This window comes from Dyella soli, assembly GCF_054482295.1.
On sequence record NZ_JBTFFU010000001.1, the window covers coordinates 1,810,987 to 1,835,616 of the forward strand.

20 protein-coding genes are annotated in these 24,630 nt (G+C 68.4%); 7 read left to right on the top strand and 13 right to left on the bottom strand.

Annotated features, from left to right (window positions below; translation table 11 throughout):
• Nucleotides 1–69: 69 nt before the first annotated feature.
• A complete protein-coding gene (locus ACXU4B_RS08380) occupies nucleotides 70–1,428 on the top strand; it encodes a 3-oxoacid CoA-transferase (RefSeq protein WP_131409513.1) in 1,359 nt (452 codons plus the stop codon).
• Between the two features lie 59 nt (nucleotides 1,429–1,487).
• On the opposite strand, the gene ACXU4B_RS08385 is transcribed toward ACXU4B_RS08380, so the two are convergent.
• The 3 genes from ACXU4B_RS08385 to ACXU4B_RS08395 all read right to left on the bottom strand — a co-directional run bounded on the left by ACXU4B_RS08385 (nucleotide 1,488) and on the right by ACXU4B_RS08395 (nucleotide 3,980).
• Nucleotides 1,488–2,411 (bottom strand): sensor histidine kinase, encoded by a 924-nt coding sequence (locus tag ACXU4B_RS08385; RefSeq protein ID WP_338069384.1) that lies wholly within the window; start codon nucleotides 2,409–2,411, stop codon nucleotides 1,488–1,490.
• Between the two features lie 84 nt (nucleotides 2,412–2,495).
• On the bottom strand, nucleotides 2,496–3,227 hold the full coding sequence (locus ACXU4B_RS08390; protein ID WP_131409517.1) for a response regulator transcription factor: 732 nt from the start codon (nucleotides 3,225–3,227) through the stop codon (nucleotides 2,496–2,498).
• A 111-nt stretch (nucleotides 3,228–3,338) separates the two neighbouring features.
• Nucleotides 3,339–3,980, bottom strand: coding sequence for an arylesterase (locus tag ACXU4B_RS08395; RefSeq protein ID WP_131409519.1), 642 nt, complete (start codon nucleotides 3,978–3,980; stop codon nucleotides 3,339–3,341).
• Here ACXU4B_RS08395 and ACXU4B_RS08400 point away from each other — a divergent pair.
• The 3 genes from ACXU4B_RS08400 to ACXU4B_RS08410 all read left to right on the top strand — a co-directional run bounded on the left by ACXU4B_RS08400 (nucleotide 3,979) and on the right by ACXU4B_RS08410 (nucleotide 8,400).
• Nucleotides 3,979–4,704, top strand: coding sequence for an ABC transporter ATP-binding protein (locus tag ACXU4B_RS08400; RefSeq protein WP_131409521.1), 726 nt, complete (start codon nucleotides 3,979–3,981; stop codon nucleotides 4,702–4,704). The two genes, ACXU4B_RS08395 and ACXU4B_RS08400, sit on opposite strands and share 2 nt — an antisense overlap.
• A 13-nt stretch (nucleotides 4,705–4,717) precedes the next feature.
• Nucleotides 4,718–7,201 (top strand): ABC transporter permease, encoded by a 2,484-nt coding sequence (locus ACXU4B_RS08405; protein WP_131409523.1) that lies wholly within the window; start codon nucleotides 4,718–4,720, stop codon nucleotides 7,199–7,201.
• Nucleotides 7,202–7,275: 74 nt separating this feature from the next.
• The gene (locus tag ACXU4B_RS08410; protein ID WP_131409525.1) at nucleotides 7,276–8,400 is read left to right on the top strand and encodes an SLC13 family permease; all 1,125 of its coding nucleotides are present in this window, start codon (nucleotides 7,276–7,278) and stop codon (nucleotides 8,398–8,400) included.
• Between the two features lie 6 nt (nucleotides 8,401–8,406).
• Here the strand turns inward: ACXU4B_RS08410 and ACXU4B_RS08415 are convergent, their stop codons facing one another.
• Nucleotides 8,407–9,177, bottom strand: a complete 771-nt coding sequence (locus ACXU4B_RS08415) for a DUF4097 family beta strand repeat-containing protein (RefSeq protein ID WP_131409527.1) — start codon at nucleotides 9,175–9,177, stop codon at nucleotides 8,407–8,409.
• Between the two features lie 145 nt (nucleotides 9,178–9,322).
• On the opposite strand from ACXU4B_RS08415, the gene ACXU4B_RS08420 reads away from it, so the two are divergent.
• On the top strand, nucleotides 9,323–9,874 hold the full coding sequence (locus ACXU4B_RS08420; RefSeq protein ID WP_131409529.1) for a hypothetical protein: 552 nt from the start codon (nucleotides 9,323–9,325) through the stop codon (nucleotides 9,872–9,874).
• A 79-nt stretch (nucleotides 9,875–9,953) separates the two neighbouring features.
• On the opposite strand, the gene mazG is transcribed toward ACXU4B_RS08420, so the two are convergent.
• The 5 genes from mazG to gspN are packed head-to-tail and all read right to left on the bottom strand — an operon-like array spanning nucleotide 9,954 to nucleotide 13,727.
• Nucleotides 9,954–10,769: a nucleoside triphosphate pyrophosphohydrolase gene (gene mazG, locus ACXU4B_RS08425; RefSeq protein WP_131409531.1), complete on the bottom strand. Its 816-nt coding sequence runs from the start codon at nucleotides 10,767–10,769 to the stop codon at nucleotides 9,954–9,956.
• Entirely contained in the window at nucleotides 10,766–11,593 is an 828-nt protein-coding gene (cysQ, locus tag ACXU4B_RS08430) for a 3'(2'),5'-bisphosphate nucleotidase CysQ (RefSeq protein WP_131409533.1), read from the bottom strand. The genes mazG and cysQ overlap by 4 nt, the downstream gene beginning before the upstream one ends.
• Nucleotides 11,590–12,147: an ADP compounds hydrolase NudE gene (gene nudE, locus ACXU4B_RS08435; protein WP_131409535.1), complete on the bottom strand. Its 558-nt coding sequence runs from the start codon at nucleotides 12,145–12,147 to the stop codon at nucleotides 11,590–11,592. Before nudE ends, cysQ begins: the two co-directional genes overlap by 4 nt.
• A 9-nt stretch (nucleotides 12,148–12,156) precedes the next feature.
• A complete protein-coding gene (locus ACXU4B_RS08440) occupies nucleotides 12,157–12,945 on the bottom strand; it encodes an inositol monophosphatase family protein (protein WP_131409537.1) in 789 nt (262 codons plus the stop codon).
• Nucleotides 12,942–13,727: a type II secretion system protein N gene (gene gspN / locus ACXU4B_RS08445; RefSeq protein ID WP_131409539.1), complete on the bottom strand. Its 786-nt coding sequence runs from the start codon at nucleotides 13,725–13,727 to the stop codon at nucleotides 12,942–12,944. Before gspN ends, ACXU4B_RS08440 begins: the two co-directional genes overlap by 4 nt.
• A 59-nt stretch (nucleotides 13,728–13,786) precedes the next feature.
• Here gspN and ACXU4B_RS08450 point away from each other — a divergent pair, with 59 nt between their 5' ends.
• Nucleotides 13,787–15,148, top strand: a complete 1,362-nt coding sequence (locus ACXU4B_RS08450) for an adenosylmethionine--8-amino-7-oxononanoate transaminase (protein WP_131409541.1) — start codon at nucleotides 13,787–13,789, stop codon at nucleotides 15,146–15,148.
• A 27-nt stretch (nucleotides 15,149–15,175) separates the two neighbouring features.
• Here the strand turns inward: ACXU4B_RS08450 and ACXU4B_RS08455 are convergent, their stop codons facing one another.
• The gene (locus ACXU4B_RS08455) at nucleotides 15,176–15,535 is read right to left on the bottom strand and encodes a hypothetical protein (RefSeq protein WP_240734048.1); all 360 of its coding nucleotides are present in this window, start codon (nucleotides 15,533–15,535) and stop codon (nucleotides 15,176–15,178) included.
• Between the two features lie 177 nt (nucleotides 15,536–15,712).
• Between ACXU4B_RS08455 and ACXU4B_RS08460 the strand changes: the two genes are divergently transcribed.
• The gene (locus ACXU4B_RS08460; RefSeq protein ID WP_131409543.1) at nucleotides 15,713–16,447 is read left to right on the top strand and encodes a 16S rRNA (uracil(1498)-N(3))-methyltransferase; all 735 of its coding nucleotides are present in this window, start codon (nucleotides 15,713–15,715) and stop codon (nucleotides 16,445–16,447) included.
• Nucleotides 16,448–16,465: 18 nt separating this feature from the next.
• Here ACXU4B_RS08460 and ACXU4B_RS08465 read toward each other — a convergent pair whose 3' ends face one another.
• The 3 genes from ACXU4B_RS08465 to ACXU4B_RS08475 are packed head-to-tail and all read right to left on the bottom strand — an operon-like array spanning nucleotide 16,466 to nucleotide 24,604.
• Nucleotides 16,466–16,942, bottom strand: coding sequence for a chemotaxis protein CheW (locus tag ACXU4B_RS08465; RefSeq protein WP_131409545.1), 477 nt, complete (start codon nucleotides 16,940–16,942; stop codon nucleotides 16,466–16,468).
• Nucleotides 16,939–18,603 carry a chemotaxis protein CheB gene (locus ACXU4B_RS08470; RefSeq protein WP_131409547.1) on the bottom strand — a complete coding sequence of 555 codons (1,665 nt, stop codon included), beginning with the start codon at nucleotides 18,601–18,603 and terminating at the stop codon, nucleotides 16,939–16,941. Before ACXU4B_RS08470 ends, ACXU4B_RS08465 begins: the two co-directional genes overlap by 4 nt.
• Nucleotides 18,596–24,604 (bottom strand): Hpt domain-containing protein, encoded by a 6,009-nt coding sequence (locus ACXU4B_RS08475; protein WP_131409549.1) that lies wholly within the window; start codon nucleotides 24,602–24,604, stop codon nucleotides 18,596–18,598. The genes ACXU4B_RS08470 and ACXU4B_RS08475 overlap by 8 nt, the downstream gene beginning before the upstream one ends.
• Nucleotides 24,605–24,630 lie beyond the last annotated feature (26 nt).

Consider the following 24,630-nt stretch of genomic DNA (forward strand, 5'->3'; position numbering starts at 1 on the left):
GGAAGGCATAAGCGGCCATCATTCCGTCGTATCCTTGGCAGCTGGCACTCCCTGCAAGAAGGCATCGCAATGGACAAGGTTTATGCAAGCGCGGCGGAAGCTCTCGACGGGCTGCTGTTCGACGACATGACCATCGCCGCCGGCGGCTTCGGCCTGTGCGGCATCCCCGAGAACCTGATCGCCGCGTTGCTGGCGGCCGGCACCAAGGGTCTGACCATCGTCGGCAACAACGCCGGCGTCGATGATTTCGGCATGGGGCCGCTGCTCAAGACCCGCCAGGTCAAGCGCGTGTACGCCTCCTACGTGGGCGAGAACAAGGAATTCGAGCGCCAGGTGCTGGCAGGCGAGCTGGAGCTGCACCTGGTGCCGCAGGGCACCCTGGCCGAGAAACTGCGCGCGGGCGGCGCCGGCATCCCCGGCTTCTATACGCGCACCGCATTCGGCACCAGGCTGGCCGAAGGCAAGGAAACCAAACTGTTCGACGGCAAGGAATACGTGCTGGAGGAAGCGATCCACGCCGACGTGTCGATCGTCAAGGCATGGAAGGGCGACCGCCTGGGCAACCTGGTGTTCCGCGAAACGGCGCGCAACTTCAATCCGATGATCGCCACCTGCGGCAAGCTTTGCGTGGCCGAAGTGGAAGAACTGGTCGAGGTGGGCACGCTCGATCCGAACAATGTCCACGTGCCGGGCATCTACGTCGACCGCATCATCAAGGGTCCGTCGTACGAGAAGCGCATCGAGTTCCGCACCGTGGCCGGCGCCAACACCGGCAAGGAAAGCCCGATCCGCACCGCCATGGCGCAACGCGCGGCGAAGGAGCTGCAGGACGGTTTCTACGTGAACCTGGGCATCGGCATCCCGACCCTGGTGGCCAATTACATTCCGCCGGGCATGGACGTCACGCTGCAGTCGGAGAACGGCCTGCTCGGCATCGGTCCGTTTCCGGATGACGCGCATGTCGACCCGGACCTGATCAACGCCGGCAAGCAGACCATCACCACCCTGCCCGGCTCGAGCTTTTTCTCCAGCGCGGAATCGTTCGCGATGATCCGCGGCGGCCACATCGACCTGTCGATCCTGGGCGGCCTGGAAGTGTCCTGCACCGGCGACCTCGCCAACTGGATGGTACCGGGCAAGATGGTGAAGGGTCCGGGCGGCGCCATGGACCTGGTCAGTGGCGTGAAGCGCGTGGTGGTGCTGATGGAGCACACCGCGAAGGACGGCTCGCCCAAGATCAAGGATCAGTGCGACCTGCCCATCACCGGCAAGGAGTGCGTCGACCTGATCATCACCGACCTGTGCGTGTTCGCGGTCGAGAAGGGCAAGGGCCTCACCCTGCTCGAGCTGCACGACGGCGTGACGCTGGATGACGTCAAGGCGAAGACCGGGTGTGCGTTTGCAGTGAGCGCCTCGCTGCGGCAGTGACGGCCGCACCGGCACGCAGCGCGCTGGTCGCCTCCTCGCGTGAGGCCAGCGCGCCCTGACTAGGCAGCGGCCGGCATCGACTCGGGAAACTTGATCCGCGCGATGTGCCTGCGGTCTTCGCGCGTCTGCAGCTCCAGCGGCCAGTGGAAACGCTCGCTGATGCGCTGGGCAATGGCCAGCTCGAAGCCATGCCGGTTCGCGGCCGACGGCGCCGGCGCTTCGCCACGATGCGTCACCGTCACCACGCCCGGCATCACCGCGATCACCACCGTGCCGCCTTCGGCCTGCTGGCAGGCATTGCGGATGAGCTGCCAGCAGAGCACGGCGAAGACCCGGGGCGAGCCGTGCAGAACGAAGCGGGCGGGCTCCTCCAGCTCGATGGTTATCGGACGCCCTTCCAGCATCTCGAGCACGTCGGGCAATTCATGCCGCAGCACGTCGTTGACCACGAAGTCTTCTTCGGTGAGGCCGTTGTCCGATTCACGCGCGAGGATCAGCAACGCTTCGACCAGCGCCTCCATTTCGCGCGTCGAACGCTTGATGCGCTGCACGGAGCGCTGGCCGAATTCACCCAGTGACAGGTCGTCGGCCAGCATGTCGGCGGACATCTTGATCACCGTGAGCGGGCTGCGCAGTTCATGGCTGGCATCACGCGTGAAGTTGCGCTCGCGCTGGCTGTAGCCATCGATGCGGCTGGCGAAGCCGTACAGGCTGCTCGCCAGCGTCGCCACGTCGGCATCGGTGGGGTCGGGCAACTTGTCCGGGTGCCAATGGCTCAGGTCGGGCGACAGGTCCTCCTCCCAATGGCTGACCGCGCGCGCCAGCCGCCTGACCGGCGCCCACTGCCGTCGCACCGCAAACCAGGCCAGCGCGCTGATGATCACGATCAGCGTGAGCACGGCACCCACCGGTGCGACGTTGTAGATGCCCATCAGGCACGTGATCACGATGGCCAGCAGTTGCAGGCCAAAGATGATTGCCATGCGCCTGTGGAACAGGCCACGGCGGAACGCGCCCATAGGCTGGGAACGGCCCCTGCTCACCATAATCAATTCACGCAGGCACGGTCATGCCGGCTGTGACGCGGAGGCCACCTCGGATTCGAGATCGGCAAGGCGATAACCGGCGGAGTGGATGGTATGCAACAGCGGGCGCTCGAACGGTTTGTCGATCACCCGGCGCAGGTTGTAGAGATGCGAGCGCAAGGTATCCGAATCGGGCAGCGTGTCGCCCCAGATCTCGCGCTCGATATCACGCCGACTCACCACGCGCGGTGATTCGCGCATGAGGATGGCCAGCAACTTCAGCCCGATCGGCGAGACCGTCAACTCTTGCCCCGCGCGCACGAGACGCAAGGTGGCGGTGTCGAGCGTCATGTCGCCCACGGTGAGTATCTCGGTGGACACCTGGCGTCGGTCGCGACGGATCAGCGCGCGCAGGCGTGCTTCCAGCTCACGTACTTCGAACGGCTTGACCAGATAATCGTCGGCGCCGGCTTCCAGGCCGACCAGCTTGTCTTCCAGCGTGTCGCGCGCAGTGAGCATCAGCACGGGCGTGGATTTCTTGGCGTCGCGGCGCAGCTTGCGGCAGACGTCAAGGCCGTCCATGCCCGGCAGCATCAGGTCGAGCACGACCACGTCGTAGCTGTTGGACACGGCCAGGTGCAAGCCACTGACACCATCGGCGGCGTAGTCGACCGAGTAGCCACGGCGCTCGAGAAACTCGCCGACCATTTCAGCGATCTGGCGGTTGTCTTCCACCAGCAGGATCAATCCTGATTGTTCGTCGCGTGAGCTCATCCTTACCTCCTGAAGCAGACTTCACAAAGGTGAACAGCTAACGATCCGCATCGTGAGGGCCACGTGAAATCCGGCCATCACGATTCACAGCGGGTTGTGACCATGTTCACGTTAGCGCAACAGCGGCCCGAGCGCCTTCCAAATGTTGTCCAGCACCTGCGGCTGCGCGGCGCCAACCGGGTGCAGGCCATCCTCCTGCATCAGCTCGGGCCGCAGGGCCACGCCCTCGAGCAGGAAGGGCACCAGGGCGGTCTTTTTCTCCCGCGACAGCCCGGCATACACGGCGCGCAAGCCGTCCCGGTACTGCGGCCCGTAGTTCACCGGCAGCTCGATGCCTACCAGCAGCACGCGGGCACCGGCTTTCTGGCCGGCATCGATCATCGCGGCCAGGTTGTCGTGGAGCGAGGCCAGCGGCAGGCCGCGCAGGCCGTCATTGGCGCCCAGTTCGATCACCAGCACCCCCGGATGGACCTTGTCCAGCAGCGCCGGCAATCGGTTTCGACCGCTCAGCGAGGTTTCGCCGCTGATGCTGGCATTGACCACCGTCCAGGCCGGCTCCATCTTCGACAGGCGGTCGCCCAGCAAATGCACCCAGCCGGACTCGACCGGAATGTTGTGCGCGGCGGACAGCGAGTCGCCAAGCACGAGCACGGATTTCGGCGGGGCCGCATGGGCGGCGCCGACGGCGCCCAACAGCACGAGCCCCCACAGGGCCGGCTTCAGCAGAGCCGGCCAGCAAAGGAAACGACGCATGAGTGGTAATGCCTCCGTGTTATCCCGGGACGTCCTGTTGGACGCGGTCGATGTTAGCAAGTCGGTCCAGGGGCCCGAAGGGCGACTGGATATTCTCACCGGCGTCTCGCTGCAGGTACGCGAGGGCGAGAGCTTCGCCATCGTCGGCGCCTCGGGCTCGGGCAAGACCACCCTGCTCGGCCTGCTGGCCGGGCTGGACCTGCCCAGCAGTGGCCATATCGCGCTGGACGGGCATGCGCTGGAGCGCCTGGACGAGGAAGCCCGGGCGGACCTGCGGCGGCGGCTGGTGGGCTTCGTGTTCCAGTCGTTCCATTTGCTGCCTGCGCTGACCGCCGAGGAAAACGTCATGCTCCCGCTGGAGCTGGAAGGCCGCGACGACGCGCGGGCACGGGCGCGCGAGGCGCTGGCGGCGGTGGGGCTGACGCCGCGGCGGCGCCATTACCCGGCGCAGCTCTCGGGCGGCGAGCAGCAGCGCGTGGCGATCGCGCGCGCCTTCGTGCACGGCCCGCGGCTGTTGTTTGCCGACGAACCCACCGGCAACCTCGACCAGCGCACCGGCCACCACATCAGCGACCTGATGTTCGATCTCAACCACGACCACCGCACCACGCTGGTGCTGGTGACGCACGATCCCCGGCTGGCCGCGCGCTGTACCCGCCAGGTGGAACTGGACAATGGACGCGTCATCACGCCGTCCCGTCCGGCGACGGTGGTGGCGCCGTGACCGGGGGGCGCGCATGAAGCTGCTGGCGTTGTCGCTGCGCACCCTGCGCCGTGAATGGCATCTGCCCGAGCTGCGCACGCTCGGCGCTTCCCTGGTACTGGCCGTGGTCGCGCTGGGCGTGGTCGCCACGCTGGCCACGCGCATGGAGCGCGGCGTGCTGGCCAGCGCGGCCGAACTGATCGGTGGCGACCTCGGCATCAGTTCGCCACAGGCGCTGCCACCGACGTTCGCGGCGCAGGCGGCGCAGCGCGGCCTGCACGTCACCCAGGGCGCCAGCTTCCCCAGCGTGGCCTTCGCCAACAACCAGAGCCAGCTGCTGGACGTGCAGGCCACCGATGCCTCGTACCCGTTGCGCGGCACGCTGGAGCTGCGGGACGCCCGCGGCGGCAGCCATGCCGGCAACGGGCCCGCAGCCGGCACGGTCTATCTCGATCATCGCGCGCTGGTCGCACTCGGGCTCAGGCTGGGCGATGTCGTGCAACTGGGCGGCCGCGAGCTGCGCATCGCCGGCGAGCTGCTGCGCCAGCCCGATGGCGGCGAACTGGTGGCGATGGCGCCGCGGGCCCTGATGAACGTCAGCGACGCGGCGCAGGCGGGCCTGCTCGGCGTGGGCAGTCGCGCGCGCCATCGCCTGCTGGTGTCGGGCCAGCCCGCTGCCGTGCAGGGCTGGCGCGACTGGGTACAGGCCCGGGCGCTGCCGCAGGGCGCCGAACTGATCACGCCCGAGCAGACCCAGGAACGCATGCGCAGTGCGTTTGACCGCGCCAGCGCCTTCCTGCGGCTCACGGCGCTGCTTTCCGCCCTGCTGGCCGGCGTGGCCATTGCGCTCGCCGCGCAGCGCTATGCGCGCCGCAAGACCCATGAAGTGGCCCTGCTGCGCGCCCTGGGTACGCCACGCCGACGCGTGCTTGGCCTGCTGGTCGGCACGCTGGGCCTGCTGGCCATGCCGGCGGTGATCCTTGGCTCCCTCATCGCGCTGGGGCTGGCCCAGCTGAGCTGGCATTTCGCCAGCCAGCTGTTCGCCACCGTGCCCACCGTATTGCCGCTGGGCCCCGCCGCCGCGGCCGCGCTGATCGGCCTGGCCGTGCTGGCCGGCTTTGCACTGCCGCCGCTGGCGCGGCTGGCCGAGGTGCCGCCGGTGGCCGTGTTCCGCGAAAGCGCGGCGCGGCGCGTGCGGCGCTTTGATGCGCTGTACCTGGTGCCGGCGCTGGTGGCGCTGCTGCTGATCTGGAGCCAGAGCGGCTCGGCGAAACTGGCCGGCATCCTCGCGGTGAGCCTGCTCGGCGTGGCGGTGGTCGCGGCGCTGCTGGCCGCCCTGCTGCTGTGGGTCGCGCGGCGCGTGGCCCCCGGCGCCCACCCTGCCTTGCGACTGGGGCTGGCCGCACTGGCCCGCCGGCGGGGCATGAGCCTGCTGCAGGCGACCGCGCTCAGCCTCGGGCTGGTCGCCCTGCTGCTGCTCGCCATCGTCGCCCCGGCCCTGCTGGAAGGCTGGCGCAGCGAGCTGCCCGCCGATACGCCCAACTGGTTCGTGCTGAACCTGCAGGACGACCAGCGCGACGGCTTCGCGCAGGCACTTGCCCGCATGGACGGCCACAAGCTCAACATGCTCCCGCTGGCCGTCGGCAAGCTCACCGCCATCAACGGCCATCCGCTCGACCGGCTGCAGTTCAAGGACGAGCGCGCCAGGGACTGGGCCGATCGCCAGCTGCGCCTGTCGTGGGCCGGCGAGCTGCCGCCCAGCAACGAAGTGGTTGCCGGGCGCTGGCATGGCGACCGTCCGGCGCAGGCCGAAGTGTCCATCGACACCATGTGGCGTGACATGTTCGGCCTGAAGGTGGGCGACCGCATGAGCTTCGACGTCGGCGAGGGGCATCTGGAGGCGCGCGTGGGCAGCATCCGCCGCGTCGACTGGAGTTCGTTCCGGGTCAACTTCTTCCTGGTGCTGGACCCGGCCCACGCCAGCCGCCTGCCCCACACCTGGATCGCCAGCTTCTACCTCCCCGCCGGCCACACCGAGGCGCTGGCGCAGTTGTCGCGCGACTACAGCAACCTCAGCCTGATCGATGTGGACGCCATGCTCGACCGCGTGCGCGACATCGTGAACCGGGTCGGCGCCGCCGTGCGCTGGGTGCTGGGCTTCAGCCTGCTGGCCGGGGCGCTGGTGCTGGCCGCCGCGCTCGCGGCAAGCGCGCAGGAGCGTCGCCACGAAGCCGCCCTGCTGCGCACGCTCGGCGCGCGGCGCGTGCAGCTGCGCGCCGCTGCCGCCTGCGAATTCGCCTTGCTGGGACTGGTGGCCGGCCTCACCGCCGCCGCTGGCGCGGCCGGCACCGGACTGTGGCTAGGCCATGCGATCTTCCACATCGAAAACTTCGTGCCGCCCTTGCTGCCACTGGTGCTGTCCGCACTCGGGGCGGCAGTGGTGGTGATGCTGCTGGGCCTGGCCGGCACGCGACGGGTCAGCCGCACGTCGCCCATGCGTCTGTTGCGGGAGAGCTGAGCATCTGCTCGACTGGCCGCGATCCGCACCGGAGTCCATCGCATGACCCTCCCGTTCCGGCACCCCGCGCCGGCATGAATGCCTTACGCCCCTGGATTAGCCGCCTGAGGCAGGAGCGGCTGCTGCTGTGCTTCGCGCTGCTCGCCGTCGTGCTGGCCGTGGCCGACCCGCGCCCGCTTGCCGATCACCAGCGCTGGCTGCAGTTGCCGACCCTGGCGGGCCTGCTGGGCCTGCTCGTCTGCATCCAGGGCATTCGCGACAGCGGACTGGTGCAGCACGCGGCAGCGGCCCTGATCGCACGCGCGCACTCGGTGCGCGGGCTGGCGCTGATGCTCGTCGGCACCACGGCCCTGCTGTCGATGGTGCTGACCAATGACGTGAGCCTGTTCCTGATCGTGCCGCTGACGCTGGCGATCGGCGCCATCTCCAACCTGCCCGTCATGCGCATGGTCGTGCTCGAGGCGCTGGCGGTGAATGCCGGTTCCACGCTCAGCCCGATCGGCAACCCGCAGAACCTGTTGCTGTGGCAGTACGACCACCTGCCCTTCCTGCGCTTCGTGCACGCCATGCTGCCCGCATTCGCCACGATGTTCCTGATGGTGGCTGCGCTGACCCTGCTGTGGATGCCCAAGGGTCGGGTGCACGTGCATGCCGAGGACGTCGACGGCCACCCGGTGTCGATCGCCCAGGCCGGCCTGTCGATGCTGGCGCTGCTGAGCATGGTGATGATGATGGAGCGCGGCCACGCCGTGCTCGGGGCAACCCTGCTGCTGGTGCCGTTTGCGCTGCTGGAGCGCGGCACGCTGGCACGCGTGGACTGGCTGTTGCTGGCGACCTTCGCCGCAATTTTCCTCGGGCTGGGGCACTTCGCCGAACTGGCCATGGTGCAACACGCGCTCGATGGCCCCGACCTGGACCACCCGCTCACGCTCTATGTGAGCGGCATCGCCGCCTCGCAGGTGATCAGCAACGTGCCGGCCACCGTGCTGTTGCTCGGTCATGCGCCGCACGCCATGGCGCTGGCCGTGGCCGTGAACGTGGGCGGCTTCGGCCTGGCCATCGGCTCACTCGCCAACCTGATCGCGCTGCGACTGGCGAAACAGCCGCACGGGGCGCGGCTGTTCCACCTGGTGTCGATACCCTTCCTGCTGGTGTGCGCGCCGCTGGTGTACTGGGTGTACCGCTGGCTGGGCGCGTAACCGGCGTCAGTCGTCTTCGCGCGGCACCTTGACCTTGCCCTGCACGCCGGAGTGGCTGACGTCGCCACTACCCTTGGCGCCCACGCTGAAGTCGCCGTGCACGTCGCGCACGCGCAGGTCGCCGGAACCCAGCGTGTCGACGCGCACGTTGCCGCCGACGCGCACGATCGAAACGTCACCGGAACCGACGCTGCCCACGCGCGCATCGCCGCGAACGCCATCCACCTTGAAGTCGCCCGAACCGACCGAACCAACGTCCAGGGTGCCGACGTCGTGCACGTCCACGTCGCCCGAACCGATGCTGGCCGAGAACGGACCACTGATCCTGCTGACGTGGACATCGCCCGAACCCACCTGGGCCTCGAGGTTCGTCAGGCCGGTGGCCCAGGCATCGCCCGAGCCGACGTTGAGCACCACCGGCATCTGTGCCGGCAGCTGCAGGTCCAGTTCGAGGTTGTCGTAGCTGCGCCCGAACATGCTGATGACCATGCGCCCCCTGGAACCCGCCTCGATGATCAGGCGATCCCCCTCGCGTCGCTGCGTCACCGTCAGCTCGTCGAGCAGCTTGGGATCGGAGGCACAGGCGCGCCCGGTCAGCTGGCCACCCTTGGCACTTTCGCTGCCGCTCACGTGCAGGTCGTGGCTGTGCAGGTCGACCTGCACCGAACGCACGCCGTTGAGGTCGAGCGTCAGGTTGCGTGGCGCCTGGTATTTGCAATCCTCCGCCTGCGAAGCCAGCGGGGCGAGGAGAAGAGCGGCAAGCAGAAGACGGCGCATGAAGGACTCCTTGGTGAACGGACGCTGATGGGATGTGCCCGGCAGCGAAAAGGTTGAAGGCTGCCCGCCATGACTTCCGCCACGGTCAACGCGCTGGCCCCCAGGTACGTTCCTGCCAGCACATCCATCGTGGAAGTCACTCATCATGCAGCGCAAGACCTTGCTCGCTTCCGGCCTGGCCATGCTCATGGCCGGCGCCGCAACCTTCGCCTCGGCCCAGGCTGCCGCACCCGCCGCGCCCCCGGCCAAGGTTGCACCTGCCGCCAAGGCTGCCCAGCCGGGCGACGACGGCGGCCACGACCACGACTTCATGGGCGGCCGCGGTGCTGGCATGGGCCATGCCGGCATGGACGGCCACCACATGGGCGGCCCGGGTTCGGCGGTCATCGAGGACCTGCGCGCACTGGAGCGCCTGTACCTGGCGAGCGGTCGTGCCAAGGAGCTGCCGGCCCTCTACAACGAGGTGCTGGCCAAGTCACAGGATCCGGGCGTGCGCACCTACGTCTACCACCACCTGGCCCGCGCGCAGATGGCGCCCGCCAACCCGGACCAGGCGATTGCGACGCTGCGCAAGAGCCTCGACGAGAACCTGGCCAACGATGCCAGGCGACGCGCCGAATTCGAGAAGATGCGCAGCGAATGGGAACAGCGCCACGCGCCGGCGAAACCCGCCGCGGCGACCGCCAGCCAGCCATAACCAGAAGAAGAACCGATGCCGCCGGCACAGGCGGCGTCCTGCCCTGAGGCACGGGAACCCCAGAGCCCGTGCCTCTTTTTCAGCTCGACGGTTCGTCCATGCGCTTGGCCAGCTGCCAGAGCGCTTCCTGCCCCGCCAGGTCCCGCTCCGCCAGGCCGTCACCCTGGTCGCGCGCCAGTTGTTCCATGCGGCGGAAACGGCGTTCGAACTTCGCGTTGGCGTGGCGCAATGCCTGCGAGAAGTCCACGCCGCCGTGTCGTGCCAGGTTCACCACCACGAACAGCACGTCGCCGATCTCGTCCTGCAGGCGCTGCGGATCGCGGCCATCGGCGAATTCGACGCGTACCTCCTCGACCTCCTCCAGCAGCTTGGCGATCACCGGCTGCTCGTCCGGCCAGTCGAAACCGACGCGCGCGGCGCGCTCCTGCAGCTTGAGGGCGCGTTTCCACTCCGGCAGGCCGCGCGAGACGCCGGCCAGTGCGCTGTCGTCGTGGCTTTCGCCCCGCGCGGCGCGTTCGGCCGTCTTGATGTCTTCCCACGCCTGCTTCTGCGCGTCCAGATCGTCGTAACGCTCGGCACCGAACACATGCGGATGGCGTCGCACCATCTTGTCGCTGATCGCGTGGGCTACATCGGTGAAATCGAACAGCCCGGCTTCCTTGGCCATCTGCGCGTGGAAGACGACCTGCAGCAACAGGTCGCCCAGCTCGTCGCGCAGGTCGCGCCAGTCCAGGCGGTCGATCGCGTCGGCGACCTCGTAGGCCTCTTCGATCGTATACGGCGCGATGGAGGCAAAGTCCTGCTGCACGTCCCACGGACAGCCGTCCTGCGGATCGCGCAGGCGCGCCATGATGGCGAGCAGGTCGTCGAGGCCGTGCCGCACCGCGTCGCTCATGGGGCGTCCAGGTCAGCCAGCGCAAGGCGGGCCTTCCAGTCGATGGCCAGGTCGCCGACGGCGATGAATTCCGGATTGATCAGCGAGTCGCCGCGGTTGTAGCGCAGCGGCTCGCCGGCGAGGTCGAGCACGGCGCCGCCGGCTTCCTCCAGCACGCTCTGCGCCGCCGCGGTATCCCATTCACTGGTGGCGCCGCGGCGCAGATAGACGTCCGCGTCACCGCGTGCCAACAGGCAGAATTTCAGCGAGGAACCCAGCGACCTGGTCTCGTAGTCGTCACCGATCAGCTGCAGCAGCAAGGCAGTGCCGGCACCACCGTGGGAGCGGCTGCCGGCCACGGCCGGCGGCTGCGCCAGTGCGCGGGTACCGATACGTTGCCAGGCGGCATCCTGCTTCGCCTGCATCCAGGCGCCCTGGTCGCGGGCCGCGGCATACAGCTCGCCCGTCACCGGCGCCAGCACCACGCCGAGCACGGGCTGGTGGTGTTCGATCAGCGCGATGTTGACGGTGAATTCGCCGTTGCGCTTGACGAACTCGCGCGTGCCGTCGAGCGGATCGACCAGCCAGTAGCGCTGCCATTCACGCCGTTGCGACCACGGCGCCGCGCGCGCCTCCTCGGAGATCACCGGCAACACGCCGTCAAGCCGCCCCAGCCCGGCCGTGATCACCTGTTGTGCGGCGAGGTCGGCGGCGGTCAGCGGCGAATGATCGTCCTTGCGCTGCACTTCGAAGTCGTCGCCGTACACCTCAAGGATGGCTGCACCGGCATCGCGGGCAATCGTGGCGACCTGTTGCAGCAGCGTGGAAAAAGGAGCGTTGCTCATGTGGGAAGAAACCGTCCGGCAAGGTATTCGCGCGCCATGAACAAGGCCGCGATGGATCGCCCCTCAGTGACTTCATCGCGCGCAATCAGCGTGTGCAGCTCGGCCATCTTCCAGGGCACCACCTCGAGTTCCTCCGGCTCGTCGCCTTCAAGGCGCTCGGGGTAGAGGTCCTGCGCCAGCACCACGTGCGCCATGTGCGTCATGTAAGACGGCGACAACGACAGGTTGTGCAGGATTTTCAGCTTGCGCGCGCCATAGCCGATCTCTTCCTTCAGTTCGCGATCGGCGCCCTGCTCCACGGTCTCGTCGCGATCCAGGCGCCCCTTGGGCAGGCCCAGTTCGTAGCGGCCCACGCCGGCGCCGTACTCGCGCACCAGCAACACCGTCTCGTCATCGAGCATCGGCACGATGATGACGGCGCCCAGGCCACTGCCCTTCAGCCGTTCGTAGATGCGGCGTTCGCCGTTGGAAAACTCCAGGTCGAGGCGCTCGACATGCAGGAAACTGCTGTCACGCACGTCCTGGGCGGAATGGATGATGGGTGGCTTGCGCATCGGGGCATTCTATCCCTTCGTGGCCTGACGCAGCCGTGACAGCACGCTTTCGTGCAGTGCCGGCGTACCGGCGAGCACGCTGCGCGTGTCCAGCGTCAAGGCCTGGCCATCCAGGTCGGTGAACACGCCACCGGCCTCGCGCACGATCACCGCCAGAGCCGCGATATCGAGGATGTTCACGTCCGATTCCAGCACCAGGTCCAGGCTGCCGCGCGCCAGCAGGTGGTAGTGGCAGAAATCGCCGTAGCCACGAATGCGATTGCTCCCGCGGATGAGCGCGCCCAGCACGTCCCAGCGGGCATCGGCGGTCAGCGACTTGATATTGCCGACGGACAACGACGCCTGCGACAGGCTGTCGGTGGCCGCCACGTGCACGCATTCGCCTTCGTACCAGCTGCCGCCGCCCACGCTGGCCCACATCGTCTCGCCATAGACCGGGGCACTGGAGACGCCTAGCACCAACTCGCCGCGCTGCATCAGTGCGATCTGGGTGGAGAAGAACGGCGTGCGGCGCACGAAGCTCTTGGTGCCATCCAGCGGATCGACCAGCCACAGCAGCTCATGGTTGCCTTCTTCGCGCCCGAACTCCTCGCCATAGACGGAGGCTTCGGGCAGCGCCTTCTGCAGTACCCGCCGGATGGCCAGCTCGGCTTCGCGATCGGCCACCGTGACGGGCGTGTCGTCACTCTTCAGCTCGATGTCGACGCCGCGCTTCCAGTAGTGCCGCAACACCTCGGCAGCGGCCTGCGCCGCATCGCGTGCCGCCTGCAGCGCGTGAGGCAGGTTCAGTTCGCTCATCGCTTTCCCTCGGGTAGGGCGGCGGCCAGGCCGCCGCTGTAGTTGATGTGCGTGACACCGCGGGCGTCCGTGGTACCCAGGCCGGACAGCCAGCGTTGCAAGCCCGCATTCGGTTCGCGCGGTTTCGCCTCGGCCGTGAACCGTCGGCCCAGCGGGCTCAGCTGCAACCGCCCGGCGACCTGCAGCGGACCGCTGCCGTCGTCGTGCAGCGTGCCTTCGACCACACCCTTGCTCGAATGCAGGGTCAACAACAGCGTGCCGAGCGGTAGCTCGCCCAGCCGCGGCACGCGCATCGCCGCTGGCTGCCAGGTGATGCTCGCATCCATCTCCAGCGGCCAGCCGCCACTCAGGCGCACGTGCCCGGCCGTCATCGCCAGCGTGCCGCGAGCCTGCCCGCCGGGCAGGCTGGCAGCCGCGCCGAACAGGCCAAGGTCGGCACGCATCTGGACGTCCGTCCACACGGCCTCCGTGGCGCTGCCACCTTCCATGCTGCCGGTGAAGTCGAGCCGGGGGCCATGCATGTCCACGCGCAGTCGTTGCTCGCCCAGCAGGGCCAACCGCGACAGCTGCCAGTTCACGCGGCCGAGGTTTTCGTTCCTGGCGGAGAGCACCTGCCCTGCCGCACCGTCCCACAGCGAGCCGCTGACATCGCTCAGGCGCACACCGTTCAAGCGTGGCGCCAGCAGCGGCATCGCCCAGCTCGCGGGCAGAAACCACAACAGGGCAAAACCAGTCAGCAGCAGGGCCAGCAGGCCGACCAGTGCAGTGCGCCAATGCTTCAAACCGGCTCCCTGGGGTTCAAGACTTGAGCGTATACGCCAGAAACGCCGATCATAGCCGGATGAACACGTTCCCCGCTGCCGACGCCCTGGTGCGTCGCGACCTGAGCCATCTCTGGCATCCCTGCACGCAGATGCACGACCACCTGACGGTGCCGATGGTGCCCATTGCGCGCGGCGAAGGCGCCTGGCTGATCGGCACTGACGGGCGCCGCTATCTCGATGGCATCAGCTCGTGGTGGACCAATCTGTTCGGGCATGCCAATCCGCGCATTGCGGCGGCACTCGCCGAGCAGGCCCGCACGCTCGAGCACGTGATCTTCGCCGGCTTTACCCACGAGCCGGCGGTGGCGCTGGCCGAAGAACTGGTGCGCGTTGCACCGCCCGGCATGGAACGGGTGTTCTATGCCGACAACGGCTCGGCCGCGGTCGAAGTCGCGCTGAAGATGAGCTTCCATTACTGGCTCAACCAGGGACACGGCGAAAAGACGCGCTTCATCGCGCTCACCGGCAGCTACCACGGCGAAACCCTGGGTGCGCTGTCGGTGAGCGACGTGGCGCTTTATCGCAAGACCTATGCCCCGCTGCTGCTCACGCCGATCCTGGCGCCCTCACCCGACACCTACGAAGCCGAGCCTGGCGAGAGCGCCGCCGAGGTGGCACGCCGCCGCCTGGGCGAGCTGCGGCAGTTGCTGGAGCGGCACGCCCACGAAGTGTGTGCAGTCATCGTCGAGCCGCTGGTGCAATGCGCCGGTGGCATGCGCATGTACCACCCCGATTACCTGGCCGGCCTGCGCCAGTTGTGCGACGAATTCCAGGTGCACTTCATCGCCGATGAAATCGCGGTGGGTTTCGGCCGCACCGGCACGATGTTCGCCTGCGAGCAGGCGGGCGTGTCGCCGGATTTCATGTGCCTGTCAAAAGGGCTCACCGGCGGCTTCCTGCCGTTGTCCGCGGTGCTGACGACCACCCGGGTGTACGAGGCGTTCTACTCCGAGTACAGCGCCGGCAAGGCGTTCCTGCATTCACACAGCTACACCGGCAACCCGCTGGCCTGCCGCGTGGCGCTCGAGACGCTGGCCATCTTTCGCGAGGAACCGGTGCTCGCGCGCAACCGCGACCTCGCGGCACACATGGCGGCCAGACTGGCCCCGCTGAAGGACCACCCGCACGTGGCGGACGTGCGCCAGACGGGGATGATCGCCGCGGTCGAGCTGGTGGCCGACAAGGCCAGCCGGCGCCCGTTCCCGCCGTCCGAGCGGCGTGGCCTGCGCGTGTATCTGCATGGGCTCGCGCACGGTGCGCTGCTGCGCCCGCTGGGCGACATCAGCTATCTGATGCCACCCTACGTCGTGACGACGGAACAGATCGACCAGCTGGTCGACGTGGCCGTGGCCGGCATCGAGCAGGCCGTGGCGGGTTGACCCGTCACGGCACGGCGGCGGACCGCTTCAGTGCCCGCCGCGCACGGTGATGCTCGGGTCGAGCATCTGCAGTGCCCGGGCCGTGTTGGGCTCGCCGGTGCGCTTGATGTCGTCCTGGGTGTAGCTGTTGCCATGGACCGGCAGGCACGTGCCCGGCTTGGCCGGAATCAGGCTGCCCGTGGTCTGCAGGCAGCTGCGGTCACCCGGCTTGGGCAAGGGCTGCTGGGCCACTTTGGCGGGCGCGTAGGGACTGACCTGGCCCTCCGGCAAGGCGTGCATGTGCGCGCTGTCGGCGGCTGGCTGGGTGGCATCCTGCGCGATGGCGGCCGTCGTCATGCCGAAGGCGACGAGCACGGCCAGAAGGATGGGTTGGCTGGGTTTGTTCATGGTCTCCGCCTCCGGGGACAGGATCGGGCCTGCTTGCATGCTGCGCCTGTGACGTCCGGCAGGCAATTGCCTGTGCAGGGCGATCTCCCGCCCATTCAGCTTTCGCCCCGCAAGTCGCAGCGGGACGACGCACGGCACGTCACGTTATGCTCGCTTCTTTGCCGACTAGAACGCTTCATGCGCACGATCCGCATACATGTCGACCAACCGCTTGCCGCCGGCCTCGAGCTGGGCCTGCCTGCCCAGGCCGGCGAGCACGTGGTGCGGGTCCTGCGGCTGGTGGCGGGCGACGGCATCACGCTGTTCAACGGCGACGGCTTCGACTATCCGGCCGTGATCCAGGCCGTCGGCAAGCGCGAGGTGACGGTGCAGGTGCAGTCGTCGCAAGCGGTCGACAACGAGTCGCCGCTGCCGCTGACCCTTGCGCAGGGCGTGGCCCGCGGCGAGAAGATGGACCTGATCGTGCAAAAGGCAACCGAGCTTGGCGTGGCGCGCATCGTGCCGCTGCTCACCGAGCGCTCCGAGGTGAAGCTGGATGCCGGTCGCTCCGAAAAGCGACTGGCCCACTGGCGTGCCGTTGCCGCCAGCGCCTGCGAGCAGAGCGGCCGGGCCCGCGTGCCGGAAGTGACCCCGGCGGTCTCGCTCGACGCCTGGCTGCGGGCGCTGCCGGATGACGGCTCGGTGCGCCTGGCGCTGCTGCCCGAAGGATCGCAGCGGCCGGGCGAGCTTCGCTTCGGCCCGGCTGGCGGCATGCTGGTGGTGGGTCCCGAAGGCGGACTGGGCCAGCGCGACGTGGCCGCGCTCACCGAAGCGGGTTTCAGCGGACTTCGGCTCGGCCCCCGCATCCTGCGCACGGAAACCGCCGGGCTGGCGGCCCTGGCGGCCCTGCAGGCCCTGCACGGCGACGTCTAGCCGCCGGGCAGTGCCGCTTCAGCCGGCCAGTTCGAGCAGTTCGACCAGTTCGGCCTCGATGCCTTCCAGGTCCGGGATGACCGCGACGTCGTCGCGGACCAGCACCTGCGCCTTCACGCCCGGCGGCAACGGTGAGCCATCGTGCGTGGGGATGATCAGTTCGGCGTTGAGCGTGGTCAGGCGCGGGAAACCCTGCGTGATCACGGCCACGAACGGCAACTCGGCATGCCCGCTCAGTGCCTTGAGCACGGCCACGCGCACGGCCTGCTCGCCGTCGCCTTCGCCCGCACCGGCAAGGGTGCTGAACGACAACAGCGGCACGCGCCAGCCACGCCACGCGATGCGGCCGAGCAGCCACGACGGCGCACCTTCGACCGGCTCGGGCGTCGGCAGCGTGATGACTTCGGCCACGGTGGCATTGGGCAGCAGCAGGCGCAGGCTGCCGACTGGCACCAGCACGCAGCGGATTTCACGGGGTAGCGGTAGTTCGCTCATCGCCGGCCCTCCATAGACATCTCCTCGACCAGGCGCGCCGCCAGCTCGGCTGGCGTGCCGGAATAACTGCTCAGGCGCTCGGCTTCGATGCCGCTCACCATATCGGCGAAATGCCCGTCCATAGACGCCTCGACCCACACCTGGCCACCCCTGTCATGGATGGCCTGGCAGCCGCCCACGGCATCGTTGGCGTGGCCGGCAAACACGATGGCCTGCGCGCTGCGACCGAACACGTTGGCAGCCATGGTGAAACTGGCATCGATCGGCAGGCTCTGCATGTCCTCGCCGTCCAGCGGACGCAGGTCGACGCGACCATCGCGATAGACCCGTGCCTGCAAGTGTTCGGGCACGACCAGCACTTCGCCGGCGCGCGCTCGGACGCCCGCTGCCGCTACCTGGACCGGCAAGGCGCTGTGCTGCGCCAGCTTTTCGGCCAGGGCATCGACCGGCTTGCCGCCCAGATGCTGGACGTGCAGCACGGTCATGCGCAGATTGCCCGGCAGGCGCGACAGGAATGCGCACACGGCGTCAGTGCTGTCCGCGGCGGCGCCGAGCACGAGGATGCGGCCGATCGCGACGTCGAGGTCGTCCAGCAGCATTTCGTGGCTGCCCTCGCTGATCACCGGCGCAATGGCTTCTTCGATCGACACCAGCTCGAGGCTCATGCCCGGCTCGATGGCGGAATCCGCGGCGTCGCCGCCGTCGGGCGCGAGAAATTCGGCTGCGCTGAGCTTTTCGATGTTGAACGGCATCGCGCGCTCGGCCGTTGCCACGGGCACCTCGTCGTCTTCCACCAGCGCCCAGCTCGACGCGCCGCTGAAGCTGGGCGCGCGCACGAGTTCGGGCGCCTCGACCGACGCGGCAGCGGCCGGCATGAAGGATTCATCCAGCGGCGCCAGCGCCAGGTGGTCGAGCTGGAACGACGGCATGGCGACGACCATCGAGTCCTGCCCGGCCGGTTCGACCGGCGCAGGGCCCTGCGTCATCAGCGCGTCGACGTCGAAGTGTCCGTCGTGCAGCGGCGGCAGTTCGTCTTCGGCAGCAAACTTGAGGCCCGTGCCGAAGTCGTCTTCCGCCGCAAGCGGCTCGTCGGCCGCCAGCAAGGCCTCCAGTTCGGCCGCGAGCGATTCGGATTCGGCCACGGCTTCGGTGCCTTCCAGCGGCAGCGGGTCGTGCCCGGTCACCGGCTCGAACGCGATAGCCACGTCAGGCGTCACGGCCGGCGCAATGGCGACGGCGTCGACCGCTTCCACCGGCGTCGCCGCAAGCTCCGCTTCCTCGACGACCGGGACCTGCGGTGCGTCCTGCGGGCGCGGCGGATCGAGGTCACCCTGGGCCATGACCTTCACGGCCAGGTGGCGCGCCCAGCGCGCGCGATCCCAGCCATCGAGGCGTCGGCTGGCCTGGGCGTCGTTGAACACGACGCGCGGCCGGTCGCCTTCGATCACGTCATGCAGGCGGTCGAGATCCTCGTCGGCATCTTCGTCGAGGTTAACCACCACTACTTCGGCGCCCGTGCCGATCAGCATTTCGCGGCTGAACGTCGAGAGTGCGCCTTCGTGCACGATCCGCGCGCCGCGCTCGCGCAGCGCGTCACGCAATTGGCCAACCAACTCCTGGTCGTCGAACAGGAGTGCAACCGCGGTGGCCGATTCAGTCATTGAGCGACTCCATGGCACGCTGCTCGAGCACTTCACCGATCTGCACCAGCAGCTCGGCCTCCTGGTACGGCTTGCCGAGGTAACGGTCCACGCCGATGTCGAACGCACGCTGGCGGTGTTTGTCGCCGGTACGCGAGGTGATCATGATGATCGGCACGTCGCGCAGGCGTGGGTCGGCCTTCATGTGCGTCGCCAGTTCGTAGCCGTCCATGCGCGGCATCTCGATGTCCAGCAGCATCAGGTCCGGCACGCGCTCGTGCAGCTTCTCGATGGCGTCGATACCGTCCTTCGCCGTGGTGACTTCGTACTCGTGGCGCTCCAGCACGCGGCCGGTGACCTTGCGCATGGTGATCGAGTCGTCGACCACCATCACCAGCGGTCGGACGCGCACCTCTTCCACCACCACCGGAATGGCGGCACTGAGGCCCTCTTCCAGGCGTTGCAGGCGACGCGTCATGCCATAACGAACCAGCGGCGCGAGGTCGAGAATGATCAGCACCGAGCCATCGCCCATGATCGTGGCGCCGAGGATGCCCGGCACCGAACTGATCTGCGGGCCCACCGACTTCACCACGATCTCGCGCGAACCGATCACGCCGTCGATGCGGATCGCGGCGCGCAGGTCACCCGCACGCGTCAGCAGCAGCGGCAGTTGCTCTTCGTCGCCACCGTGGCCACCCACGATGCCGAGCAACTCGGACAATTCGTGGATGTCGTATTCCTCACCGCCATAGGAGAACGTCGGCTCGGGCTGGGCCAGGCGCTGGGCGAGTTCGTCCGGACTGATGCGCGCCACGCCCTGCACCGAGGTCATCGGGATGGCAAACGTGGCTTCACCGATGCGGACCAGGATGGCCTGGGTCACCGCCAGCGTGAACGGCAGTCGCAGCACGAAGGTGGTGCCTTCGCCGCCCTTCGACTCGATCGAGAGGGCGCCACCGAGCAGCTTGATCTCGTTGGCGACCACGTCCATGCCCACGCCGCGGCCAGCGAGCTGCGTCACCGCGCTGGCGGTGGAGAAGCCGGGCTGGGTGATGAGCGCGAGCACCTGGTCATCGCTGATCCTGGCGTCGGCGCGGATCAGGCCGCGCTCGATGCCGCGCTTGCGGATTGCCTCGCGGTCGAGGCCCCGGCCGTCGTCGGTCACGCGCACCACCACTTCGGTGGCTTCGCGGGCCACGCGGATGCGCACGGCACCTTCGGCCGGCTTGCCCGCCTTGCGACGTTCGGCCGGCGACTCGATGCCGTGGGCGACGGCATTGCGCAGCATGTGCTCGAACGGCGCCTTGATGCGGTCGAGCAGGTTGCGATCCATTTCGCCGTGGGCACCCTCCACGTACAGCTGGGCGCTCTTGCCTTCTTCCTGCGCCGCCTGGCGCAGGGTGCGGCGGAGGTTGGGCACCATGGTGTCGAACGGCAGCATGCGCGTGCGCAGCAGGCCGTCCTGCAGTTCCGAGCTCACGCGCGACTGCTGGATCAGCAGCGTCTCGGCCTGGCGGGTCAGTTCGTCCAGCATGCCCTGGATGGACACAAGGTCGGATACCGACTCGGCCAGTGCGCGCGAGTACTGCTGCAGCTGGGAGAAGCGGTCGAGCTCGAGCGGGTCGAACACCGCCATGCCTGCTTCGCGGTGCTCGCGCTGGAAGCGCGCGATGATCTGCGCTTCCGTTTCGATTTCCAGCATGCGCAGCTGGCTGCGCAGTCGCTGCACGGTCTGGTCGAGTTCGACCAGGTTGAAGCGATAGCCGGCCACCTGCTGCTCGAGGCGCGAACGGTAGATCGCCACCTCGCCCGCATGATTGACCAGCGTGTCGAGCAGTTCGGCGCGGACGCGGATCTGTTCCTGCGGCGCACTGGTGCTTTCTTCGCGTTCTTCCGGCAACAGCTCGGGCAGCTTCAAGCGTTCCGGGAACGGCACAATCGTCGCCGACGCCGGCGCCGCCTGCGTCACACCGCCCGATTCGCCGGCCATGGCCACGAAGCGTTCGATCATGGCGCGCGGATAGGCAACCGAATGGCCCTGCGAGACGCGCTGCACGATGCCGTGCAACTGGTCGAAGCCAGCCTCCAGCGCGGCAATGAGTTCGCCGATGTGCGCCGACTCGGGCTGCAGCGGACGCTCCAGCGCGGTTTCGATGGCGTGGGTCAGGTCGCCGACTGGCACCAGCCCGGCAATGCGCGCGCCGCCCTTGAGGGTATGCAGGTCGCGCTGCAGTTCGGCCACGCACTCGATCGCCGACGGCTCGGCACGCCACTGGGCGAGCACGCCGTCGGAATGGTCGAGCAGTTCGCGTGCCTCTTCGATGAAGATTTCCAGCAAGTCCGGATCGATCTCGCTGGGCGACAGCACGTCGGGACCGTCGAGCACTTCGGGCGTCGCCGCCTCGACTGCCTGCGGCTCGTCGGCAACTTCCCCGACGGCATGCTGCACGCTTTCAACCAAGGCGACGGGCGCCTCGACGGGCTCCTCGACGACAGGCTCGTCATGGGTGGCCGGCGCGGCATCGACTGCAGCGATCTCGTCAATCGCCTCGTCGACGGACTCGGTCAGGGCGGCATCGTCCAGTTCGAAATCAAGCGCGATGGCATCGCCGATATTGCTGGCAACGACGTCGTGCGTCGGCTGATCCAGCCCCACCACGTCGTCGTCCAGCAAGTCGGCAAAGGCGGCTGCAAAATCGTCCTCGTCGGCGCCGCTGGCAGCGGCTTCGCCGGTGGCTTCGGTAGACAGCGGCGCATGTTCGGCCGATGGCAGGTGGGCGTCGAGATCGAACTCGCCCAGGGCGGCCATCAGTTCGTCGGCATAGCTATCGGACGAGGTCGCCGGCGCCACGGTGTCGACCGCGCTCCGGGCCGCGTGGCCGGAAGCATCGGAAAGTGCCGCATCGAGCGAGGCCGCCAGGATGCTCTCCTGCTCGGCGTCGTTGGCCGGCACGATCGATTCGGCGAGATCGTCCGCATGCGGCTCGAACAGCACGTGGGCCACCTGCGGTTCCGGCTGGCTGTCGCGCAGCTCGGCCAGGCGCTGGATCAGCGCCGAGATGTCCGGCAGCTGCGGCGACGGCGCGTCAAACTGCCCCATCACGTGATCGACCGCATCCGCGCTCTGGCTCAGCAGGTGCACGCCCTCTTCCGACAGCGGCTGGTTCGCCGCGCGCAGGCGCTTGAGCAGGCTCTCCAGCGGCGACAGCAGCTGGGTCAGCAGCGGAATGTCGACCATGGCAATGGCGCCATGCAGCGTATGCACGGCGCGCAGCAGGCCGTCGTCGACGCGCAGTTCGCCGTCCACCCGGTTGATCGTGGTGCGAATGGTCTGCAGGTACTGCGCCACTTCGCTGCGCAGGATTTCCAGCAGCACCGGGTCGATCGGCGGCATCACCGGTGCTTCGATGATGTCGCTGGCAGGCGCCGCGGGTGCCGCCGGCGTGGTTTCGATGTTGGCCAGGCTCGCCGACGGAATGCCGGCCGCGGCGGCTTCGGACCGCGGTACGCGACGACGCACGATGCGACGCACGGTTTCCATCGCGGCGGGCGCGATGTCCGCGATGCGGGCGTCTTCCTGGCCGGCGGACAGCCGCTCGGCGGTGTCCATGATGGCGCCGAGCGGCGCGGTCAGTGCACTCTCGCCCATCAGGGAGGAACGCAGCTGCGGCAGCGCATCGACTGCCGCGCTGACCAGTGCCTGCACGCCTTCGTGCGGCGGGATCGACTGGTCCAGCACGCGGTTGAGCATGTTCTCCACCTTCCAGGCGAACTCGCCCAGCAAGGTGGCGCCGACCAGGCGTCCGGAACCCTTCAGCGTGTGGAACGAGCGGCGGATCGGCGTGATGGCGTTGAGCTGCAGCGGATCGGCCAGCCAAGCCTGGCGGGCGGCATGCAGACTGTCGATCTCTTCCTGCATTTCCTCCAGGAAGATGTCGCGGATGTCGTCGTCGATGCCGGCCGTGCTGGACTGGAAGCCCGCCTCGGCGTGCGATGCGCCGCCTGCCGGCACCTGCTCGACGATTTCCTCTTCGATCTCGATCCAGTCCTCGTCGCTGCCCTGGACAGCTTCCTGCGGACTGACATGCTCGGTGTCGGCCAGCCGCATGCCCGTGAGCTCGTGGGCATGGGGGGCCGGTGTTTCGCTGTGGCCGACGATGAGGCCGGCGAGATCCTCGCCATGGGCAAGGCTGACCGTCTCGGAAAGCTCCGGCTGGTTCGCCAGCGCAGCCGTAAGCGCTGCGTCCGCGGCCCGCGCGACGTGCTCGGGTGCCTCGTCCGGCGTAGCCACTGGCGCCGGGCGTGCCGCCGGCGGCGGCCAGTAGCCGAGCGTGCTGAGGCTATGTTCGGCGACGTCGAGGATGTGCTCCAGGCCGCCGCGATGCTCGCGCGCCGCTTCGAGGTAGTACTCGAGCGCGGCCAGCGCATCGGCCAGGTGATCCATCTGCGCGCTGCTCGGCACGCGGCGGCTCGCCAGCAGTTCATTGCCGACGAAGCGGCCAATGCCTTCGGCCAGTTCGGCCGGGCGCGGCGCCGACAGCATGCGCATCGCGCCGGCCACTTCGTCCATCATGCCGCCGACCTCGGCCAGCTGCTGCGGCTGCCAGCCCGACTCGACGTAGGCAACGATGGCTTCCTTCACCTTGCCGGTGTTGGCGGTCGCCTCGTGCATCAGCGTCGCCAGGATGTGGCGGGCCTCGCTGCGCGGGAGCATCGCCGTCGCGCTGCCTTCCGGCACGCTTTCCTCGTCGGCACCCAGGCTTTCGATGTGGTCGTCCAGCGACGCCTCGACGTACAGCAGGGCACCGGCGACGTCGAGCAGCAGCTCTTCGTCAGGCGCGCGCACGCGGTTGGCGATTTCGTCCAGCACGCGGCGCTGCTCGTTCACGACGCGGCGCGGCACGCCCAGGGCCAGCATGCCCAGGGTGTCGCCCACGCGATCGAGTACTTCGGTCTGGCTGGCCAGCTGCGTCGGATCGGCGTCGGTCTGGCGCAGGAACAGGTCCAGCGATTCCTTCACGCGCAGCAGGTCGTCCTTCAGCGCCTTCGCCACGGAATCGAGCAGGGCCCGGTTGTGGCCGGACATGGAACCACGGGCATGTTCCACTTCGCCCGCTTCCGGCAGCAGTGCGTCGAGCGCATAGGTCTGGCGCAGCAGCTCCATGCGTGGACTGCCCTGCTTCACCTGGCCGACCACGTACAGCAGCTTGCGCGCCAGTTCATCGGCGTCGCCGCCGCGCAGGCTGGCTTCGCCCTGCTCGACCAGCTGGCGGATGCTCCGATCGACCTTGCCGATCAGCTGTCGCACTTCGCTGGCCTGGTTGCGCAATGCACCCTGCTGGACGCCTTCGAGCACGCCGGCGGCGATCCACCACAGGCGACGCCCGGGCACGCTGTGGCAGCGCGCCGTGATCGCATCCAGCGTCTGCACCATGCCGGTCAGCTGCTGGCCGTTGTCCTGTCCGCGGAACCATGACAGCAGCTGCTGCTGGAAGCGCAGTCGCAGCGTGGCCACTTCATTGCGCTGGCGCTCGGGCGCCGCGTCATGGGCGGCCACGGGCGCCTGCGCCGGCAGCGCCAGCTCAAGATTGGGATTGAACAGCGCCGACTCGTGCAGCGCCTGCTGGCCGCGGCTGTAACGCAGGTCGTTGAGCAGCGGCAGCAAGACCACCGGCACGTCGCGATGGCCGCCGGACAGGCGTTCGAGGTAGTCGGGCAGCTGCATCAGGCCGCGCATCAGGGCCGCATAGGCGTCCTCGCGGTCGGCGACGTGGTCCTCGAGCAGCGAGATGGCGAGTGTCTCCATCTCCTCGGTGACCATGGCCGCGCCATACAGCTCGACCATGCGCAGCGTGCCCTGCACCTGGTGCAGGCTGTCGGCGCAGGAACGCATGGCATCCCGGTTGCCCGGGTTGTCGACGTAGGACTCCAACGCCTCGCGGGCGGATGCCAGCGTCTCGTCGAGCTCTGGCTTGACCCACTGCAGGGTGGTGAAATCGATATGGTCTTGAAGTCTCATGCGCCCCTCTCACCGGCCACGTAACG

Coding starts and splice junctions, on each gene's coding strand:
- ACXU4B_RS08465 (WP_131409545.1), bottom strand. CDS start 16,942: ATGAGCGAACTACCGCTACCCCGTGAAATCCGCTGCGTGCTGGTGCCA.
- ACXU4B_RS08460 (WP_131409543.1), top strand. CDS start 15,713: ATGCGCACGATCCGCATACATGTCGACCAACCGCTTGCCGCCGGCCTC.
- ACXU4B_RS08395 (WP_131409519.1), bottom strand. CDS start 3,980: ATGCGTCGTTTCCTTTGCTGGCCGGCTCTGCTGAAGCCGGCCCTGTGG.
- ACXU4B_RS08475 (WP_131409549.1), bottom strand. CDS start 24,604: ATGAGACTTCAAGACCATATCGATTTCACCACCCTGCAGTGGGTCAAG.
- ACXU4B_RS08385 (WP_338069384.1), bottom strand. CDS start 2,411: ATGGCAATCATCTTTGGCCTGCAACTGCTGGCCATCGTGATCACGTGC.
- ACXU4B_RS08400 (WP_131409521.1), top strand. CDS start 3,979: ATGAGTGGTAATGCCTCCGTGTTATCCCGGGACGTCCTGTTGGACGCG.
- ACXU4B_RS08405 (WP_131409523.1), top strand. CDS start 4,718: ATGAAGCTGCTGGCGTTGTCGCTGCGCACCCTGCGCCGTGAATGGCAT.
- mazG (WP_131409531.1), bottom strand. CDS start 10,769: ATGAGCGACGCGGTGCGGCACGGCCTCGACGACCTGCTCGCCATCATG.
- ACXU4B_RS08410 (WP_131409525.1), top strand. CDS start 7,276: ATGAATGCCTTACGCCCCTGGATTAGCCGCCTGAGGCAGGAGCGGCTG.
- cysQ (WP_131409533.1), bottom strand. CDS start 11,593: ATGAGCAACGCTCCTTTTTCCACGCTGCTGCAACAGGTCGCCACGATT.
- ACXU4B_RS08380 (WP_131409513.1), top strand. CDS start 70: ATGGACAAGGTTTATGCAAGCGCGGCGGAAGCTCTCGACGGGCTGCTG.
- nudE (WP_131409535.1), bottom strand. CDS start 12,147: ATGCGCAAGCCACCCATCATCCATTCCGCCCAGGACGTGCGTGACAGC.
- ACXU4B_RS08415 (WP_131409527.1), bottom strand. CDS start 9,177: ATGCGCCGTCTTCTGCTTGCCGCTCTTCTCCTCGCCCCGCTGGCTTCG.
- ACXU4B_RS08390 (WP_131409517.1), bottom strand. CDS start 3,227: ATGAGCTCACGCGACGAACAATCAGGATTGATCCTGCTGGTGGAAGAC.
- ACXU4B_RS08470 (WP_131409547.1), bottom strand. CDS start 18,603: ATGACTGAATCGGCCACCGCGGTTGCACTCCTGTTCGACGACCAGGAG.
- ACXU4B_RS08420 (WP_131409529.1), top strand. CDS start 9,323: ATGCAGCGCAAGACCTTGCTCGCTTCCGGCCTGGCCATGCTCATGGCC.
- ACXU4B_RS08440 (WP_131409537.1), bottom strand. CDS start 12,945: ATGAGCGAACTGAACCTGCCTCACGCGCTGCAGGCGGCACGCGATGCG.
- ACXU4B_RS08455 (WP_240734048.1), bottom strand. CDS start 15,535: ATGAACAAACCCAGCCAACCCATCCTTCTGGCCGTGCTCGTCGCCTTC.
- ACXU4B_RS08450 (WP_131409541.1), top strand. CDS start 13,787: ATGAACACGTTCCCCGCTGCCGACGCCCTGGTGCGTCGCGACCTGAGC.